We start from the raw sequence: 16033 nt of genomic DNA, 5'->3' as shown, positions 1-16033 counted from the left end.
GTGCGAGAATGAAGCCAGCTGATCCCATCCAAACGCTCGTCCGGGGAGTTCCATGCCGCAAGCTAAAACAGTCTTGATCGTCGACGACAGCCGCGTCTCACGCCTGATGGCGCGCCAATACATCACCGGCCTGCACCCGGACTGGATCGTCGAGGAGGCCGGCACCGGCGAGGAAGCGCTGCTCAAGTCGCGCGACGTGCACCCGCACCTGGTGCTGATGGACGTCAACATGCCCGGCATGGGCGGCATCGCCGCGGCCGAGCAGTTGCGGCGCGAGAACCCCGCCCTGCCGATCTCGCTGCTGACGGCCAACGTGCAGACGGCCACGCGCGAGGCGGCCGAGGCGATCGGCGTCGGCTTTGTCGAAAAGCCCATCACCGAGGCGCGCATCGCCCGCCTGCTGTCGCCGCTCGAGGAGAGCGCGCCATGATCGTGCTGTCCGAGCTGGAGAACGACGCGCTGGTCGAGATTTTCAATATCGGCGTCGGCCAGGCGGCCGCCTCGATGAGCGCCATCGTCAACGAGGCGGTGCGCATGTCGGTGCCGTCGATCACCTTCATCCACCGCGCCGAGGCCGCGCGCCTGCTGCGCAACCAGGTGTTCGAGCCCGAACGCATCTGCGGCGTGAGCCAGCACTACGAGGGCGCCTTCGAGACCGAGGCGATCCTGATGTTTCCCGAGGATAAAAGCCTCGAGATCGTGCGCCTGATGGTCGGCGAGAGCGTGCCGCTGGCCGAGCTGACCGACATGGAGCAGGAGGCCATGTGCGAGATCGGCAACATCATCCTGAACTCCTGCGTCGGCACCTTGGCCAACATCTTCCAGCACGAGCTGCGCGGCTCGCTGCCGGCCTACCACGTGGGCACCAGCGAGGAGATCCTGACCGCCTCCGGCAGCGAGCCGGACGCCGTGGTGCTGATGCTGCACATCGACTTCGTGCTCGAAAAGCACCAGATCCAGGGCTATGTCGCCTTTGTGCTCGACCTGTCGGCCATGCACGACCTCAAAACGCAAATCAACCAGTACATCGCGCGCGCGATGGGACAGGCCTGAGCCGTGCGGGCGATGGACGACAAGCTGCCCGAAGCGCACCGGCTCAAGGTGCTGCGCAGCGTGCTTGGCGCGGTCAACCTGGGCGCGGTGGTGATCGACGCCGACGGCCGCGTGGTGCTGTGGAACGCCTGGATGAGCCGCCATTCCGGCCTCGCGCAGCAGGACGTGGTTGGCGCCCAGTTCCTGGCCGCCTGCCCGGAGCTGCGCGGCGGGCGGGTCGACTCGGCGATCGGCCAGGCGCTGCGCGACAACTTCGCCTCTGTGCTGTCGCAAAGCCTGAACAAGGCGCCGTTCGCGCTGCACGCCAGCGCGGCGGCGGCCGCGCGCGGCGAGCGCCTGCAGCAGGCGGTGGAGATCACGCCGATCGAGGTCGAGGGCGCGCCGCGCCACTGCCTGGTGCAGATCAGCGACGTCAGCGTGGCCGTCGCGCGCGAAAAACTGCTGCGCGAGCAGGCCATGGTGCTGCGCTCGCAGACCTTTGCCGACGGCCTGACGGGCATCGCCAACCGCCGCCACTTCGACGTCGCCATGGAAAAGGAGCACCGGCGCGCCAAGCGCGGCGGCGCGGCGCTGTCGCTGCTGATGATCGACATCGACCATTTCAAGGCCTACAACGACCACTACGGCCACCAGAAGGGCGACCAGTGTTTGATCCAGGTGGCCGCCGGGCTGGCCGGCATGCTCAAGCGCCCGTGTGACCTGATGGCGCGCTACGGCGGCGAGGAGTTCGCGGTGATCCTGCCGGAGCTCGACCTCGACCAGGCCGGCCAGATCGCCGAGACGATCCGCGCGCGCGCACAGGAACTGGCCATCCCGCACGAGCGCAACGGCGCGCTGCCGTATGTGACGGTCAGCATCGGCATCACCTCGCAGCCGCGCGGCGCGCAGGTCGACATCGAAGCGCTGATCGGCGCCGCCGACCGCGCGCTGTACGAAGCCAAGAACCAGGGCCGCAACCGCTGCGCCGCGCGCCTGCCCTGAGACTCGGACGCACTGCGGCGCACGTATGGCGGATTAGGCGGCACGCCGTAATCCGCCAAGCGCCGCCGCTCCCCTCACATCCAGATACGATAAATCCAATACCGCTCGTCGCCCGAGCCGAGCACGCGCGCCAGTTCGCGCGGGGTATGTCCGGTGATCTCGCGCGCCTCGCGACAAAAATGCGACTGATCCGCATAGCCGCCGCGCGCGGCCACATCCGACCACACCACCCTGCCGGCCAAATAATCGTCGCGCGCCTCGAAGAACGACTGCTCCGCGCGCCGCAGCCGCAGCAGCTTGCGCAGCGGCTGGCCGGCGCGCGCCTTGATGCGCCGCTCGACGCTGCGCAAGCCCCGCCCGAGCGCGGTGTCGGCGGCCTGCCAGGCCAGATGGCGCACCCAGTCGCGCGCCATGTCGCCCATGCCGGCCGCCCGCGTGGCACGCCACAGCGGCGTCAGAAACGCCTCCAGCACCGCCATCCGCGCGTCGTCGTCGGCGGCGGCCAGCACCGCATCGGACATCGCCGCCCACTGCGGGCCGAGCGCCTGCTCCACGGGCGCCGCGCGGTCGACCCACTCGGCGATATCGATCGCGCCCAGCGCGTGCATGGCCTGCGGATAGAACAGCACCACGAATACCCGCACCGGCCCGGGGTTATAGGTCAGCATGGGCCGCGTTTGTGGCCCGCAAAAGGCCACGCGTACCGGCCCTTTCGGAAAGTCCGCCGGCTGCAGGACCTCCACTTCGCCCTCCATGTAAAAGCTGATGGAACACAGCGGCGTCGCCGGGAAATGGTTGAAGCGGTCGCCCTCGGCCAGTGGCGCCTCCACGGTGCTGCGCGTAACGCAGGCGCGCACGCAGGACGCCAGCGCCAGTGGCGGCACGATCAGGCGCGTGGGGTCGAGGGCGGGAACGGTGCTGGACATGGCCAAAGTCTATACCAAAGCGTGGGCGCGCGCGGCGTGTCGTAAACGTTCAATACACGGCGTCGGCGACACCGCATAGTGGGACAATGCAAACCATGGATGGAGAGACCCGATGATGGAGAACACCTTGACGCTTGCCGCACGCGAGATCGCCGACCTGCCCGGCCCCGCCGCCTGGCCGCTGGTGGGCAACCTGCCGCATATCAAGCCGCTGCGCATCCACCAGGACGTCGAAGCGTGGAGCCGCCAGTATGGCCCATTGTTCAAGATCCGTTTCGGCCGCACCGACATCGTGGTGCTGGCCAGTCATGAGCTGGTCGGCGCTGCGCTGCGCGACCGACCCGACGGTTTCCGCCGGCCGGCGATCACCAGCGACGTCGGCGAGGAGATGGGCGGGCGGCCGGGCGTGTTCGTGGCCGAGGGCGCGACCTGGCGCGAGCAGCGCCGCATGGTGATGGCGGCGTTGTCGCCGCACGCGGTCAAGGCTTACTTTCCGGCGCTGGTGGCGGTAGCGCTGCGGCTGCGCGCGCATTGGCGACGGGCGGCGGCCGGCGGCCACGCGATCGACCTCACCGACGACCTGAAACGCTTCAGCGTGGACGTCATCGCCGGGCTGGCGTTCGGCACCGATGTCAACACCATCGACGGCGGCGAGGACGTCATCCAGCGCCACCTGGACATCATCCTGCCTGCCGTGGCGCGCCGTACCATCGCGCTGGTGCCTTACTGGCGCTACGTGCGGCTGCCGCAGGACAGGCAGCTCGACGCCAGCGTGGCCGCCCTCAACGGCGCGATCGACACGCTGATCGCCTCGGCGCGCGCCCGTCTGGTGGCCGAGCCGGCGCGGCGCGAACGCCCGGCCCACCTGCTCGACGCGATGATCTGCGCGGCCGACGAGGGCGCCGGCATCGACGACCGCGCCATCGCCGGCAATGTCATGACGATGCTGCTGGCGGGCGAGGACACCACCAGTCATACGCTGGCGTGGATGCTGTATCTGCTGCAGAAAAATCCGGCGGCGCTGCGCCGGGCGCGCGACGAGGTGGCGCGCGTGGCGCCCGATCCGGCGGCGCTGACGATCGCGCAGATGGACGGCCTGGATTACCTCGACGCCTGCGCCCAGGAGGCGATGCGACTCAAGCCGGTGGCGCCGTTCATCCCGCTCGAAGCGTTGCGCGAAACGGTGCTCGGCGGCGTGCGCATCCCCAAGGGGGGATTGATCTGGTGCGTGATGCGCCACGACAGCGTCGACGAGCGACATGTGCCGCGCGCGGATGCCTTCGAACCGGAGCGCTGGCTGCGCGGCGGCGACGGCGCGATCGACAAGCACCTGTCGATGCCGTTCGGCGCCGGCGTGCGCACCTGCCCCGGGCGCTACCTGGCGCTGCTGGAGATCAAGCTCGCCAGCGCCATGCTGCTGAGCAGCTTCGAGATCGCGTCGATCGACACGGTGAATGGCAAGGAGCCGGAGGAGTTGATGGGGTTTACAATGTCGCCGATTGGATTACGCATGCGTCTCGGGCGGCTCAATCAGGCCTGATTGGCGCTGCCCCTGACGTTCTCACATTGCACTTCCGACGTCTTGGGGAGTGGCTTTCCTGCCAGCCGAATCCTTCTAAAAAATTTGAATGGACGGCTTACGCTGGTGGGCTCCGAGATTATTGGGATCGCAAACTCTTCCTTTGAAAGCAATGTCAGCGTCCACAATACGCCATCGAAGAACTGAAATCGAACGGTATTTGGCTCCGTCAAATCCAACGCTGAAAATATGCCGGTCGAGTACATGGCGCCCATGCGAGCCGAGTCCACGACAGTCAGATCCTGGTCAAGCAGATACATGCGCAGCGTGTCCTCAAATGGGACGTCATCAGTGAGGAAAAGTAGTACAAACTCGCCCCACCTCAACGCAGCTCTCAGTATCGCACCAGCGACGACTTTCCCGGTGCGCAAGCCAGCAACCATAATTTCACTCTGCGGCGTCAATTCTGGCGTCGGTGCAGTAATTACGCGGATTGAGTACTCTGCGGCGGGGATCAATTTCATGGCAGCTCTACCAGATATAACTTGTTCCTAGGGCAGCAAACGCGCCACCTACAAACGCCCCCACTGTAACGCAAATCGGAGCAGCAGGGCCACATGCAAGTCCCGCTAGCGCGCCACCGGCGATTCCGCCCGCGACGCCCGCGCCGTTGCTTACGACCTCCTTTTTAAACGCTACAATCGGATTACTTCCATGATCAGATTTCGAGTTTCTTGCGCTTGCCGAGCCGCATCGGCCCAAGTAATTCTGCGCGCAATGGCATCAGCTCGTAGCCTATGGGACATGCGCTTGATCTCTATCGTGTACGTGAGCCGTGCCTTGGAGTCGATGGTCAGGTGAGCTCCAGCGCTGGTAATCTGGGCCTCCAAAGATAGCATAGTACGATCAAAAAGAATTTCGTCGTCGCTGCGTGTGACTGCATTCATATGCTCGCCATTGAGATTGGGTTATCGACGTAGGATAAGCTCAATGCTCGCTTAGTCGATTGTGGCGCCGCAATAATGGTGGCGGCGCTACTCGGCGCTACTGGGGATCAAGCTCGCCAGCGTCGTGCCGCTGAGCAGCTTCGATATCGAATCAATGGAGACGGTGGACGGCAAGGAGTCGGAGGAATTGATAGGGTTTACAATGCCGCCGACTGGATTAAGATGCATCTTGGACCAATGAAAACCGCTCGATGAAGAGGAAAAAGATGTCCTCCGAAAAAGATAATTTTGAACGCGACTTGCTTGAATCGGTAAAACAAATGCGCACTGGAGCGTTCGCGCGAGTCACCGTCGTCGATACTGGGCAGAACGGCGATCTCAGCCTATCTGCGTTACAGAATGATTTCGCGGCGTCGCATCCTCGTGAAACAGATCGAACAGGTATTCGCACAACTCCTCGTCGGCGACGTCGTCGGGAACGATGAAGTCCGCCGGGCGACGCTTGCCCTCCGCGCCAAGTTCGAACGTGCGCCGCTCACCGGCTTCGCCGCATATCGCGATCAACCGCCCGAATACATTGAAGCGAAACTCCTTCATTTGCGCCCTCCCCTTTTGATAGAGAAGTATATACTCGAGCGTCGCCCAGTATGATTCAAAGGAAAGTATGAAGATGTTGTCTCGCGTTGACGCGAACCTTGCAGAACAAATTAATAAGCAATTCCCCAACCTGAACGACATCTGGCAGCTCGGCGCCGATGGCGGCATGCAGCGCGTGGCCATCTCCGTGTTCGACCACTGGCTCGACGACGAATCCGAATGGCACCTGATGGCCTGTTTCGAGGGCGAGGAGCGCGAACGCCGGAATCAGAAAATGTTGGCCCACTGGGCCGCGCTGTACGCCCTGACGCCGGTGTACACGCTGCGCTATCGCGGCCGCTGGCCCGCCAAGGCCAAAACCGTCATCAAACGCTACACCAACCGCGACGGCTTCCTGATCCAGTCACGCTACGACAAACACCATCCGCCGTCCCAGTTCCTGATCATGCCGGAACTAGGCTGCATCTGCGCGGCCGGTTGGGACGACACCAATATCCTGTACTTCCACGACAAGGCGCAAGCCGCGCCGGTGCTGGAACTGGCCAACAAGGCCGGCCTGTTTGTCCTCGAGGGCGACGCGGTCTGACCTGGCGCGGCATCACGCCTTGCGGTGCGCGGCGAACCCGGTTAGGCCGGGAGCCACGTCATCGCGCAAAGTGAGTTCTGGGATCGAGTAATCGCCGCCATTCTGCGGACGGAAGGCGATTGGCGCGGTCGTCGCCAGCGTGTCGAGGCGCCGTCCCAGCTCCTCGCGGATAGTATCGAAGCGCGTCTCGTCCACATTGCTGGTGCGGTACACCACGAACGGCGGCAGCACCTCGAAGCCCGGGTAGTACAAAATGCCGTGCTGGATCGGGAAAAGGATGTCGTCAATCGGGCCGTTGATGCCGCGCGGGCTGTAGTGGGATTCCCAGCCGCCGGTGGTAACGACCAGCATCGCGCGCTTGCCCGCCAAGCTGCCCTCGCCATAGCGGTCGCCCCAACGCAGGTCCGAATGCTCGCCCACGCCGTAGGCGAAACCATGGGCGTAGACCCGCTCGACCCAGCCCTTTAAAATCGCCGGCATCGAGAACCACCACATCGGAAACTGCAGGATCACGGTATCTGCCCACATCAGCTTTTGCTGTTCGAGGGCGATGTCCGCGCTTTGCCGTCCGCTGTCGAAGGCGCGCTTGGAATCGAGCGCGGCGTCGAAGCGTTCGGTCGCCGCGCCATCCAGGCTGTCGTTGGCGTCGAGCGCGGGTTTCCACTGCATCGCATACAGATCCGACACCTGCACGGCATGGCCGGCCGCTTCGAGACGTTCGACCGTGAAGTTTTTGATTGAGCCGTTCAGGGACAACGGCTCGGGATGGGCGAAGACGATAAGGACGTTCATGACGGTGGCTCCTGATGGAAAGCACACAGCGTAGGCCCGCCTCAGGTATATTGGAAATGAATTCCCAACATAGCAGGTATCAACAGGAATAATTTCGATGGATAGTTTACGGCGGCTCGACCTCAATCTGCTGGTGACGCTCGACGTCCTGCTCTCGGAGCACAACGTCACCCGCGCGGCACGGCGGCTCAATTTTTCGCAGCCATCGATCAGCGTGCACCTGGCCAAACTGCGCGACATCTTCGGCGATCCGCTGCTGCTGCCCGGACCGCGCGGCATGAAGCCGACCGCCAGGGCGGAGGAGCTGCGCGAACCGTTGCGGCAGGCACTGGAAGCGCTCGGCCGCGCGGTATCGCCCGCGCAGCCCTTCGAACCGTCGAAAGCGGATCAAACCTGGCGCGTAGCCGCGACCGACTACGGGGAATCGACAATCCTGCTGCCGGTACTTTCCGAGCTGCGCGCCCTGGCGCCGGGCACCCGGCTGGCGGTGCTGGAGATGAACCCGGCGCGCATCGCGCGACAAGCGGAGCAAGGAGAAATCGACCTCGCCTTCCACACCGTCGCAGGCTCGCCCCCGGGCATGCGACGCCGCACCTTGTTCGCCGAGCGCTATGTGCTGGCCGGCCGCGCCGATCATCCGCGCCTGAAGCGCAAGCCGACCCTGAAGCAGTTTTGCGCGCTGGAGCACGTGCTGGTATCGTCCGATGGCGGCGGCTTTCATGGCGTCACCGACGCGGCGCTGGCGCAAGTCGGCCTGTCGCGCCGTGTGGCGATGTCGGTGCCGCACTTTCTGTTCATGGTGTCGGCCCTGCAAAGCACGGACCTGGTGGCGATGCTGCCGGAGCGGCTGGTGCGCGACAACGCGGCGCTCAAGGTAATCGAGCCGCCGGTCGACATCCCCGGCTACGAAATGGCGATGCTATGGCACGAACGCTCGCACCGCGACCCCGCCCACCAATGGCTGCGCGAGCAGATCCATAAACTGGTCTGATAGGGAGACCGTGACGAGGTTTAGCGGCGCGATTGCCACAGTCCGTCTGCTTCGATTTATCGAGCAAGACGGAGGCAATCAAACTCATGAATAAGAGTGCGGTGAAGCACTTGAAAAACAAAATATGTTCGCATTGCAGAAATACCCTAAAGATACCTCCACAAACTTTAAACTACATCGGAGTCTGCATCAGTATCAGTCTGATACGCTCTACCACTACCCGCCTCTTCGCCGAGGAACCCGCAATGGTGCCGCTGGTTGATAAGCTTTCAGCCCCTGATCACCCGTGATAATTTCAACGTGATAGCCTGCGCGCCCGTAATGCTCAGCAACATCTTTAATAGTAGCATCCCCAATTGACGTCCCCCCTGCCGCGAGCGCGGGCCAATTATCTGCTAGAAGGCGGAGTTGCTCAGGCTTCCAGAGTGACGACTGATCGGTAAAAGCCGCCCAAGGACTCTGCTCATCCGTAGCACTACGCAAATGCTCCGCCAATCGGCCCGCGCGTTGAAAGCGATTAGCATCGGGGGCCTGAGCAATGTGATTCCCTGTCTCAATAAGCGTCGCTATAGGCAGGACAAACGTGCTGCCCTTGGCACCTTCAGCCGTAAGCAAATCATTGATGCGTTGATAGTTCCATCGATCATCTGCCGGACCCGCCTCTTCCTTTCCCGGGATTTCCAACCAACAGCACAAAACTGAAGTGTCAATAATAAGCACTCGCTTACCCATGCGGCGCCCCACCAATCAATTCACTGACCCGCCTTTGAACATCGTCACTAGATGAAAAATCAAGTTCATGTTGTGAAAAACGGGGCACGCTAACAGTGCGGGTTCGGCCGGTGACGGCGGCCTCTATCAGACCTTGGCTTGACAAGGTTCCGACTGTGCCTCTGGCAAGTAACTTCGGCAACGGTCCCACGTCTTCGAGGAGGGTCAACTTGCTGTAACCGACTGTTTGATCACGATGAGCAACGGTAATGAACGGCACCATCTCTGTACCCATCGCATCCAAAAGAGCCGGGTTGTGCGTTGTGACTAAAACGTCGACGCCGCGCACGCTCCCTACGTCCGTTAGCATCGATAACAGCAACTTTGCGCGTGATGGATGCAGGCCATTATCAACCTCTTCCACGACCAGTAAACTATCTTTCGGTCGGGTCAAGAGAGCCGTCAGAATTGCAAGAAATCGCAAAGTGCCATCCGACATCCCTCTTGCATCGATAAGGTGGGGTTGGTTATTTTCGAGCCAGCGTTCCTCACAATAAAGCATCGCATCCGACTTGAACTTCCCGACAGTCTCTGCATAAACCCGTCTAATATCTCGCTCCGGCAGTTGACTGGCATATCGAGTTAAAACAGTTTCAATTTCAGACTGTTTCTCCGCTGGAAGCGCAGCCAGTACTCCAGCTATATTGCGAGCATCAGACTCAAGCCGTTCAGAAAGTGAAGAATAATTTCGCATGTGCGAAGGAATCGGATCCAGGATAAAAATTTCTCGCAGTGTTTCAATTACAGAAGTGACACCATCCTGGATTTCCTGACGCAACTTTTGTCCGTATAGTTGAAATAGTCCTGTATGAGCCCTACCGAGTTGACGTGGCGTTCCCTGTTTCTCGTTATACAACCGAGCGACGATTGTAGGTGACTCATCTGCGCAAGAATCAGTTCTAAACAATTTAATTTGACCTACCGCTGATCGGCGTAGTCCGTCCTTACCCAAACGATACTTCGTTCTTAGCAATTGCTCTGCTAGGACATCGCAGCGACTCTCTTGAATTCGGCATTCGAAGGTATATTCGTAATCTGTTATCTCATCAGCCCTGCAAATTACTCCTAGCGAGAAGATGTCCCCTGGCCGACGCGCCGCCCATTCAACGCCTCCACGAATCGGAACAAGGGAGCCGTCCCCTTGAAGCGCCGCAGTTAACATAGTGCCGTTAGCAGTCCGGTTTAGTAAGGATAGAGCATCTAAGGCATTCGACTTACCGCTAGCATTCGTCCCAACCAATACAGAAAGACGATCAATGAAGAGCGATGAAGCTTCGTAGCTCTTCCAGTTACCCATGTTTAATTGAACAATCATCCGTATCTCCGAATCATTATGTCTTCTAGAATTACTCTGATGCAACACTACTCTACTTCAGACTAGGAACCCCTTGGATGAGAGATCCATCGCTAGGTCCGAATAAATATGCCCGAACTCGGGCGGCAGTCGAGCCGCACGTTGCAGATATTCCGCAGCAATCACTACAAACTTTGAAGCATACGGTGACTCCGAGTTAATCGACTCTTGCAGAGGCGAATGACGTTTCCTGACCAATAAGGAAAAACTCATTTCACGAGCTAACAAAGATGCAGGCAATGCTTGCTGAGGAGCTTGCAATAGTTCTCTAACCAGACGTTCAAATCTTTTAGTTTCAGGAAAGATCGGAATCTCGTCTGCGGAAGCGCCTCCTAAAGTAAGCCGCCTAATCTTTTGCGCAGCATCTAAATTCTCATATCCACCATATAGCAGGGCCAAAAGTGACGAAATAAACTCTTCCTGCGAGGATGGACGAATCAGCACAAGAAAGAGACGGTTTGCCAGTTCTGACAGAGATAACAAGAACAAGCATAATGCATCCCCAAAGATAGCCAAATGCTCCGGCTTCGCCGGGTCCATTTCAGCAGCAATCGCACGAAGTTTCGCAACGGTCTTTCGACATTGCTCCCCCGCATCTTTAGTCATCCAAAAGCTAGAACGAGAGAAATCAATGTATTCCGACAGCGCCCCGTACTTCGACTTAATTGCAAGAAATTTATCCCAAACATCAATATCTGCTGCGGCGGACCCTAAGTTTTTGATCGTTCCACCGACGCATTGAGCAAGATCTTCAAGCTCTGACTCGTGCAACAAAGATACCGACAAATCAGCCGCACTGATTCGATGATCGTGTTCGATAGCGACCTTTTCATTAAGAATGATAAAGCCTTGAGAAGCGTTAGCTTTGGTCATAACACCACGCAGCCAAAATGCCCTACCTATTGCGGACTCTCTGACCCCGCTCTTACAGTCAAAGATTATCCGCACCTGTCCCTGAATCGGCGACGGCGCGATTGCTAGCACATCGATGTCAGTTAGCAAGAACTTAGATTTCTCCAAGCGTGCAGATGCTTCAATTTCCACCTCTAGTTGCGGCAGCCACCTCTTAGAGATACTGAGCGCCAATGCGGACGCCTTTTGGGCACGGTCTTTCAACATCTTTAGCTTCCTAGCAAAATCTGGCTAATTTCAAATTGCTTCTCTTCAGGAAGCACGATTGTTTCTCTGTCTCGCATAAGCCTTGAGCTAACCAGCGACTCTACGTACTCCCGGTCTCCAGACATCGCGTTCATAGCCTCTTGATCAACAACCAGGTCGGGGGGAGTATCTCCTTGAACGAGCTCATACGCAATCTTCAACGATTCCCTGTTCTCAGGGGTATCGATAATTTTAAGCTGACGATACCCATTACTCTGTTCCTCCAATCTGGCAATGCGGGTATGCACCAAATTCTGATACTGCTGTGAATAGTCGCTGGTGGGGTTGAGTTGGAGTTCCGTCTTAAGTTTATAAAGGACCGCACCGGGGCTGCGGATACGGAAACGATTTGGCAAAAGCTGCCCTTGACGCACGGCTGAAACAATCGCCAGTGAGCGTTCGTAGATCTCCCGCTTCAGCGGGCTGACCTTTACAAACTTTGGCGTCGGGGTAAAGATGAATTGGCTTTGTCCCGCGTACGTCGTGTTGATGGCAGGCGGCTTAATGGCACCGTCTTGCGCTAAGCGCTTGAGCAACAACAGGTCATCAGCATCTATTTTGGTGCCCGCTATCTCCATCTGTTTTTCAATCAAGGACAGCGGCCAGCCCTGCGCAGACTGAATTAGCTTCAGCGTTTTCTGCACGCCCTTCGCACCACAGTTTGCGACGTGATCTGCGAACACATCGGCATTTTCTGAGAAATAGGTAGGATTCAATAGCACCGTCTTCGACCGTGCCCTGCGGCTTACCAAGAAGCTACCCTTCGTTCCGATTTCAACGCTGGTATCAAATGTCTTACGCTCTATACCAATTTTTCCAGCTAAGGCATCAACGTTATGGGGCGCGTTCGCAAGCCGGTCCACGATCTCCAAAGTCAAATTTTCAAACTCGTCGGGCTTCGCGACGACCTGTAGGTACTCACCGATACCGTCGTAGAGCTCATCAAAATAAGGGACTGTCGGCAGAACAGCCCGAATCCTCTTGCCGTCGCGCTGGATACGAACAAATTCAATTTCCCCCAGCAATTCAACAATCCTGTCAACGGCCAGTCGAGGAATGTGCAGCATAGTGGAGGCCACCAGCTTCAGCAACTCATAATCGATGACCGGTAAGCCGCGAATATGAAGAGCAAGCTGAACCGCCATTCCAATCACCGGAATAGTTTCGAAAAGGGGAACTTCTTTATCCTTGATTGCCAGTTGGATCTCGTGGCAACGTGCTACCGCAATCTTCTTGTCCATGTTCTCACCCATAAGCCAACCTCATCACCGTAACAGCCGTGCACGAGGTACTCATGCCGTTACGCAACAGTCTTACAGGATACACAAAGCTTGGTACAAAAGCCATTCGGGCCGAAGCCAGACGAAAGCCTCCTCTGGCGGCACTTCTCTTAGCGCCGTAACTAGAACGATACCACTGGGGCAGGAGCTAATGATAGTTTCGCCTTCCACCTCGGAACCACCCGACCGGAGTATCGCTCTAGTTAAACTGCTGTGGGGGGCACGCTGGCCGGTCTGGTGAGTAAGGCGAAGAGGCAAAAAAAAACCGCCCGGCTTAAACCGGGCGGCATTGACGCGCAAGCGTCGTTTCAGGTGTTAGCGCAAACCGCTGGCCGCTTTGGCCAGGTCGGTGATGCGGCCCCAGTCGCCGGCGGCGATGGCGTCCTTCGGCGTCAACCACGAGCCGCCCACGCAGGCGACGTTTTTCAGCGCCAGGAACTGCGACGCCGTCTCCTGCGAAATGCCGCCCGTCGGGCAGAACGTCACGTCCGGCAGCGGGCCGTTGATCGCGTTGAGCATGCCGATGCCGCCGGCCGGCACCGCCGGGAACAGCTTCAGTTGACGGAAGCCCTGCTCGCGCGCGGCCATCACTTCCGACGGCGTCATCACGCCAGGCAGCAGCGGCAGGCCGCTGCTCTTGGCGGCGGCGATCAGCGCGGCCGTCAAACCAGGCGAGACGCCGAACACCGCGCCGGCGTCACGCGCGGCGGCGAATTCTTCCGGCTGCGTCAACGTGCCGACGCCGACGATGGCGCCTTCCACTTCCGACATGGCGCGGATCGCGCCCAGGCCGTGCTTGGTGCGCAAGGTCACTTCCAGCACGCGGATGCCGCCAGCCACCAGCGCGCGCGCCAACGGCACGGCGTGTTCAGGTTCGTCAATCGCGATCACCGGGATCACGGCCGAGGTACGCATAATATCCAGCAAAGTCATAGTCATGATTTACGCTTCTTTCTTCATCGAGAAATCTTCATCGGAACCCGGCACGGTGTTGCCGACCGGGTCTTTGTCATGCAGGCCGACGATCGTCGGTATCGGCGACGGCAGCGGGAACGTGGTCGCGCCCTTCTCCGCCTCGCACACACTGTTGCGGAACATGGCGAACAATTCGCGGCCCATGCCCACGCCGTTCGGCGTCAGGTCGGCCGTGGCCTGTTCGCGCGCGTTCCACACGGCCGGCTCCACCAGCGCTTCCAACGAGCCATCCTTGGCGCAGACGCGGATGATGTCGCCGTCGCGCACGCGGCCCAGCGGACCGCCGGCCAGGATCTCCGGCGACACGTGGATCGCCGCCGGCACCTTGCCGGACGCGCCCGACATACGGCCGTCGGTCACCAGCGCCACGTGGCGGCCGGCGTCCTGCAGGTTGGCCAGCGCCGGCGTCAGCGCGTGCAGCTCCGGCATGCCGTTGGCGCGCGGACCCTGGAAGCGCAGCACGGCGACGAAGTCGCGATCGAGCTGGCCGGCCTTGTAGGCGTCCATGAAATCTTCCTGGGAGTTGAACACCAGCGCCGGCGCTTCCACCGTCTGGTGTTCGGCCTTGACCGCCGACACCTTCATCACCGCGCGGCCCAGGTTACCCTTGACCAGCACCGTGCCGCCGTCCGGCGAGAACGGCGCGGTGATCTTGCGCAGCACCGCCTCGTCGCCCGATTCGGCCGGCGCGTCGCGCCATACGACGCCCTGTCCACCTTCGCCGAGGAACGGCTCGGTGCAGTGCGCGCGCAGGCCCTTGCCAAGGATGGTGGTGACGTCGTCGTGCAGCAGGCCGCCGTTGAGCAGTTCGCGGATCACGAAGCCCGTGCCGCCGGCGGCGTGGAAGTGGTTCACGTCGGCGTTGCCGTTCGGGTAGATGCGCGTCAGCAGCGGCACCACCTTCGACAGCTCGTTGAAGTCGTCCCAGTCGATGACGATGCCGGCCGCCTTGGCGATGGCCACCAGGTGCAAGGTGTGGTTGGTCGAGCCGCCGGTCGTCAGCAGCGCGACGATGGCGTTGACGATGGCTTTTTCATCGACCACGTGGCCGACCGGCAGGTACTCGCTCGATTGCGCCGTGATCACGGCAGCGCGGCGGGCGGCGGCCTTGGTCAGTTCGTCGCGCAGCGGCGTGTTCGGCGTGATGAACGCGGCGCCCGGCAGGTGCAGGCCCATGACCTCCATCAGCATCTGGTTGCTGTTGGCGGTGCCGTAGAAGGTACAGGTGCCGGCGCCGTGGTAGGACTGCGATTCGCCTTCGAGCAGCTCGGCGCGTCCGACCTTGCCCTGCGCGTACAGCTGGCGGATCTTGGCTTTCTCGGAGTTCGACAGGCCCGTGGTCATCGGACCGGCCGGCACGAACACCGCCGGCAGGTGGCCGAAGTGCAGCGCGCCGATCAGCAGGCCCGGCACGATCTTGTCGCACACGCCCAGGTAGACCGCCGAATCGAACATATTATGCGACAGCGCGATCGCGGTCGCCATGGCGATGGCGTCGCGCGAGAACAGCGACAGTTCCATGCCCGGCTGGCCCTGCGTGACGCCGTCGCACATGGCGGGCGTGCCGCCGGCGTATTGCGCCACCGCGCCCACTTCGCGCACGGCGTCCTTGATCAGCGCCGGGAAGCCTTCGAACGGCTGGTGCGCCGACAGCATGTCGTTGTAGGCCGAAACGATCGCCACCGACGGCTTTTTCAGTTCCTTCAACGACAGCTTGTCGTTGGCGGGAAACGCTGCGAAGCCGTGCGCCAGGTTCGTGCACGCCAAGGTGCCGCGCTGGACGCCCTTGACGCGCGCCGCGTCCAGGTGCGCCAGATAAGCGCCGCGCGAAGGTTTGCTACGCTCGATGATGCGAGCGGTGACAGTTTCCAAGACCGGATGCAACGCCATGATTGTTCCTTATGAATGAATTCCGTGAAATTTTACTACAAAATCTCAAAACCGACCGTTTTTTCTGATTTTTAGCTGGCAAACGCTGGCAAACGCCGGCACCGGAAACGCATCCCTGGCACGCAGGAAAAACCACCTCCAGAGCGATAAAAATTCTATTCTTTCAACAGTGTCGTAGTGAATTTACCGGGTTTTCCTGTATTATTCACTCAG

At 60.4% G+C, this 16033-nt stretch carries 15 protein-coding genes; 6 read left to right on the top strand and 9 right to left on the bottom strand.

The window, feature by feature from the left end; all coding sequences use genetic code 11:
• The first annotated feature begins 52 nt into the window (after positions 1 to 52).
• The 3 genes from ACZ0BA_RS00370 to ACZ0BA_RS00360 are packed head-to-tail and all read left to right on the top strand — an operon-like array spanning position 53 to position 2034.
• Positions 53 to 430 (top strand): response regulator, encoded by a 378-nt coding sequence (locus ACZ0BA_RS00370; protein WP_463449401.1) that lies wholly within the window; start codon positions 53 to 55, stop codon positions 428 to 430.
• Positions 427 to 1053, top strand: coding sequence for a chemotaxis protein CheC (locus ACZ0BA_RS00365; RefSeq protein ID WP_463449400.1), 627 nt, complete (start codon positions 427 to 429; stop codon positions 1051 to 1053). Before ACZ0BA_RS00370 ends, ACZ0BA_RS00365 begins: the two co-directional genes overlap by 4 nt.
• A 12-nt stretch (positions 1054 to 1065) precedes the next feature.
• Positions 1066 to 2034, top strand: coding sequence for a diguanylate cyclase (locus ACZ0BA_RS00360; protein WP_463454682.1), 969 nt, complete (start codon positions 1066 to 1068; stop codon positions 2032 to 2034).
• A gap of 74 nt (positions 2035 to 2108) precedes the next feature.
• Here the strand turns inward: ACZ0BA_RS00360 and ACZ0BA_RS00355 are convergent, their stop codons facing one another.
• Entirely contained in the window at positions 2109 to 2960 is an 852-nt protein-coding gene (locus ACZ0BA_RS00355) for a helix-turn-helix domain-containing protein (protein WP_463449399.1), read from the bottom strand.
• A gap of 112 nt (positions 2961 to 3072) precedes the next feature.
• On the opposite strand from ACZ0BA_RS00355, the gene ACZ0BA_RS00350 reads away from it, so the two are divergent.
• Positions 3073 to 4500, top strand: coding sequence for a cytochrome P450 (locus tag ACZ0BA_RS00350; protein ID WP_463449398.1), 1428 nt, complete (start codon positions 3073 to 3075; stop codon positions 4498 to 4500).
• Here the strand turns inward: ACZ0BA_RS00350 and ACZ0BA_RS00345 are convergent.
• Both ACZ0BA_RS00345 and ACZ0BA_RS00340 read right to left on the bottom strand, forming a co-directional pair.
• Positions 4491 to 5003, bottom strand: coding sequence for a hypothetical protein (locus ACZ0BA_RS00345; protein WP_463449397.1), 513 nt, complete (start codon positions 5001 to 5003; stop codon positions 4491 to 4493). The genes ACZ0BA_RS00350 and ACZ0BA_RS00345 overlap by 10 nt on opposite strands.
• An 801-nt stretch (positions 5004 to 5804) precedes the next feature.
• Positions 5805 to 6023, bottom strand: coding sequence for a DUF7661 family protein (locus tag ACZ0BA_RS00340; protein WP_463449396.1), 219 nt, complete (start codon positions 6021 to 6023; stop codon positions 5805 to 5807).
• 67 nt (positions 6024 to 6090) lie between these two features.
• On the opposite strand from ACZ0BA_RS00340, the gene ACZ0BA_RS00335 reads away from it, so the two are divergent.
• Positions 6091 to 6609, top strand: coding sequence for a hypothetical protein (locus ACZ0BA_RS00335; protein ID WP_463449395.1), 519 nt, complete (start codon positions 6091 to 6093; stop codon positions 6607 to 6609).
• A gap of 12 nt (positions 6610 to 6621) precedes the next feature.
• Here the strand turns inward: ACZ0BA_RS00335 and ACZ0BA_RS00330 are convergent, their stop codons facing one another.
• Positions 6622 to 7401 carry an NAD(P)H-dependent oxidoreductase gene (locus ACZ0BA_RS00330; RefSeq protein ID WP_463449394.1) on the bottom strand — a complete coding sequence of 260 codons (780 nt, stop codon included), beginning with the start codon at positions 7399 to 7401 and terminating at the stop codon, positions 6622 to 6624.
• Between the two features lie 97 nt (positions 7402 to 7498).
• Between ACZ0BA_RS00330 and ACZ0BA_RS00325 the strand changes: the two genes are divergently transcribed.
• Entirely contained in the window at positions 7499 to 8392 is an 894-nt protein-coding gene (locus ACZ0BA_RS00325) for a LysR family transcriptional regulator (protein ID WP_463449393.1), read from the top strand.
• 724 nt (positions 8393 to 9116) lie between these two features.
• Here the strand turns inward: ACZ0BA_RS00325 and ACZ0BA_RS00320 are convergent.
• From ACZ0BA_RS00320 to edd, 5 genes are all read right to left on the bottom strand, one after another.
• Entirely contained in the window at positions 9117 to 10478 is a 1362-nt protein-coding gene (locus tag ACZ0BA_RS00320) for an AAA family ATPase (protein ID WP_463449392.1), read from the bottom strand.
• Positions 10479 to 10535: 57 nt separating this feature from the next.
• Positions 10536 to 11636 carry a hypothetical protein gene (locus ACZ0BA_RS00315; RefSeq protein ID WP_463449391.1) on the bottom strand — a complete coding sequence of 367 codons (1101 nt, stop codon included), beginning with the start codon at positions 11634 to 11636 and terminating at the stop codon, positions 10536 to 10538.
• A 2-nt stretch (positions 11637 to 11638) separates the two neighbouring features.
• Positions 11639 to 12916 carry a hypothetical protein gene (locus ACZ0BA_RS00310; RefSeq protein ID WP_463449390.1) on the bottom strand — a complete coding sequence of 426 codons (1278 nt, stop codon included), beginning with the start codon at positions 12914 to 12916 and terminating at the stop codon, positions 11639 to 11641.
• A gap of 354 nt (positions 12917 to 13270) precedes the next feature.
• Positions 13271 to 13894 (bottom strand): bifunctional 4-hydroxy-2-oxoglutarate aldolase/2-dehydro-3-deoxy-phosphogluconate aldolase, encoded by a 624-nt coding sequence (gene eda, locus ACZ0BA_RS00305; protein WP_090315029.1) that lies wholly within the window; start codon positions 13892 to 13894, stop codon positions 13271 to 13273.
• Between the two features lie 3 nt (positions 13895 to 13897).
• Entirely contained in the window at positions 13898 to 15820 is a 1923-nt protein-coding gene (gene edd / locus ACZ0BA_RS00300) for a phosphogluconate dehydratase (RefSeq protein ID WP_463449389.1), read from the bottom strand.
• Positions 15821 to 16033: the final 213 nt, after the last annotated feature.

This window comes from Duganella sp. AC917 (assembly GCF_979258245.1).
Note: the sequence above shows the minus strand (reverse complement) of the source record. Positions and strands in the feature narration are given on the sequence as shown.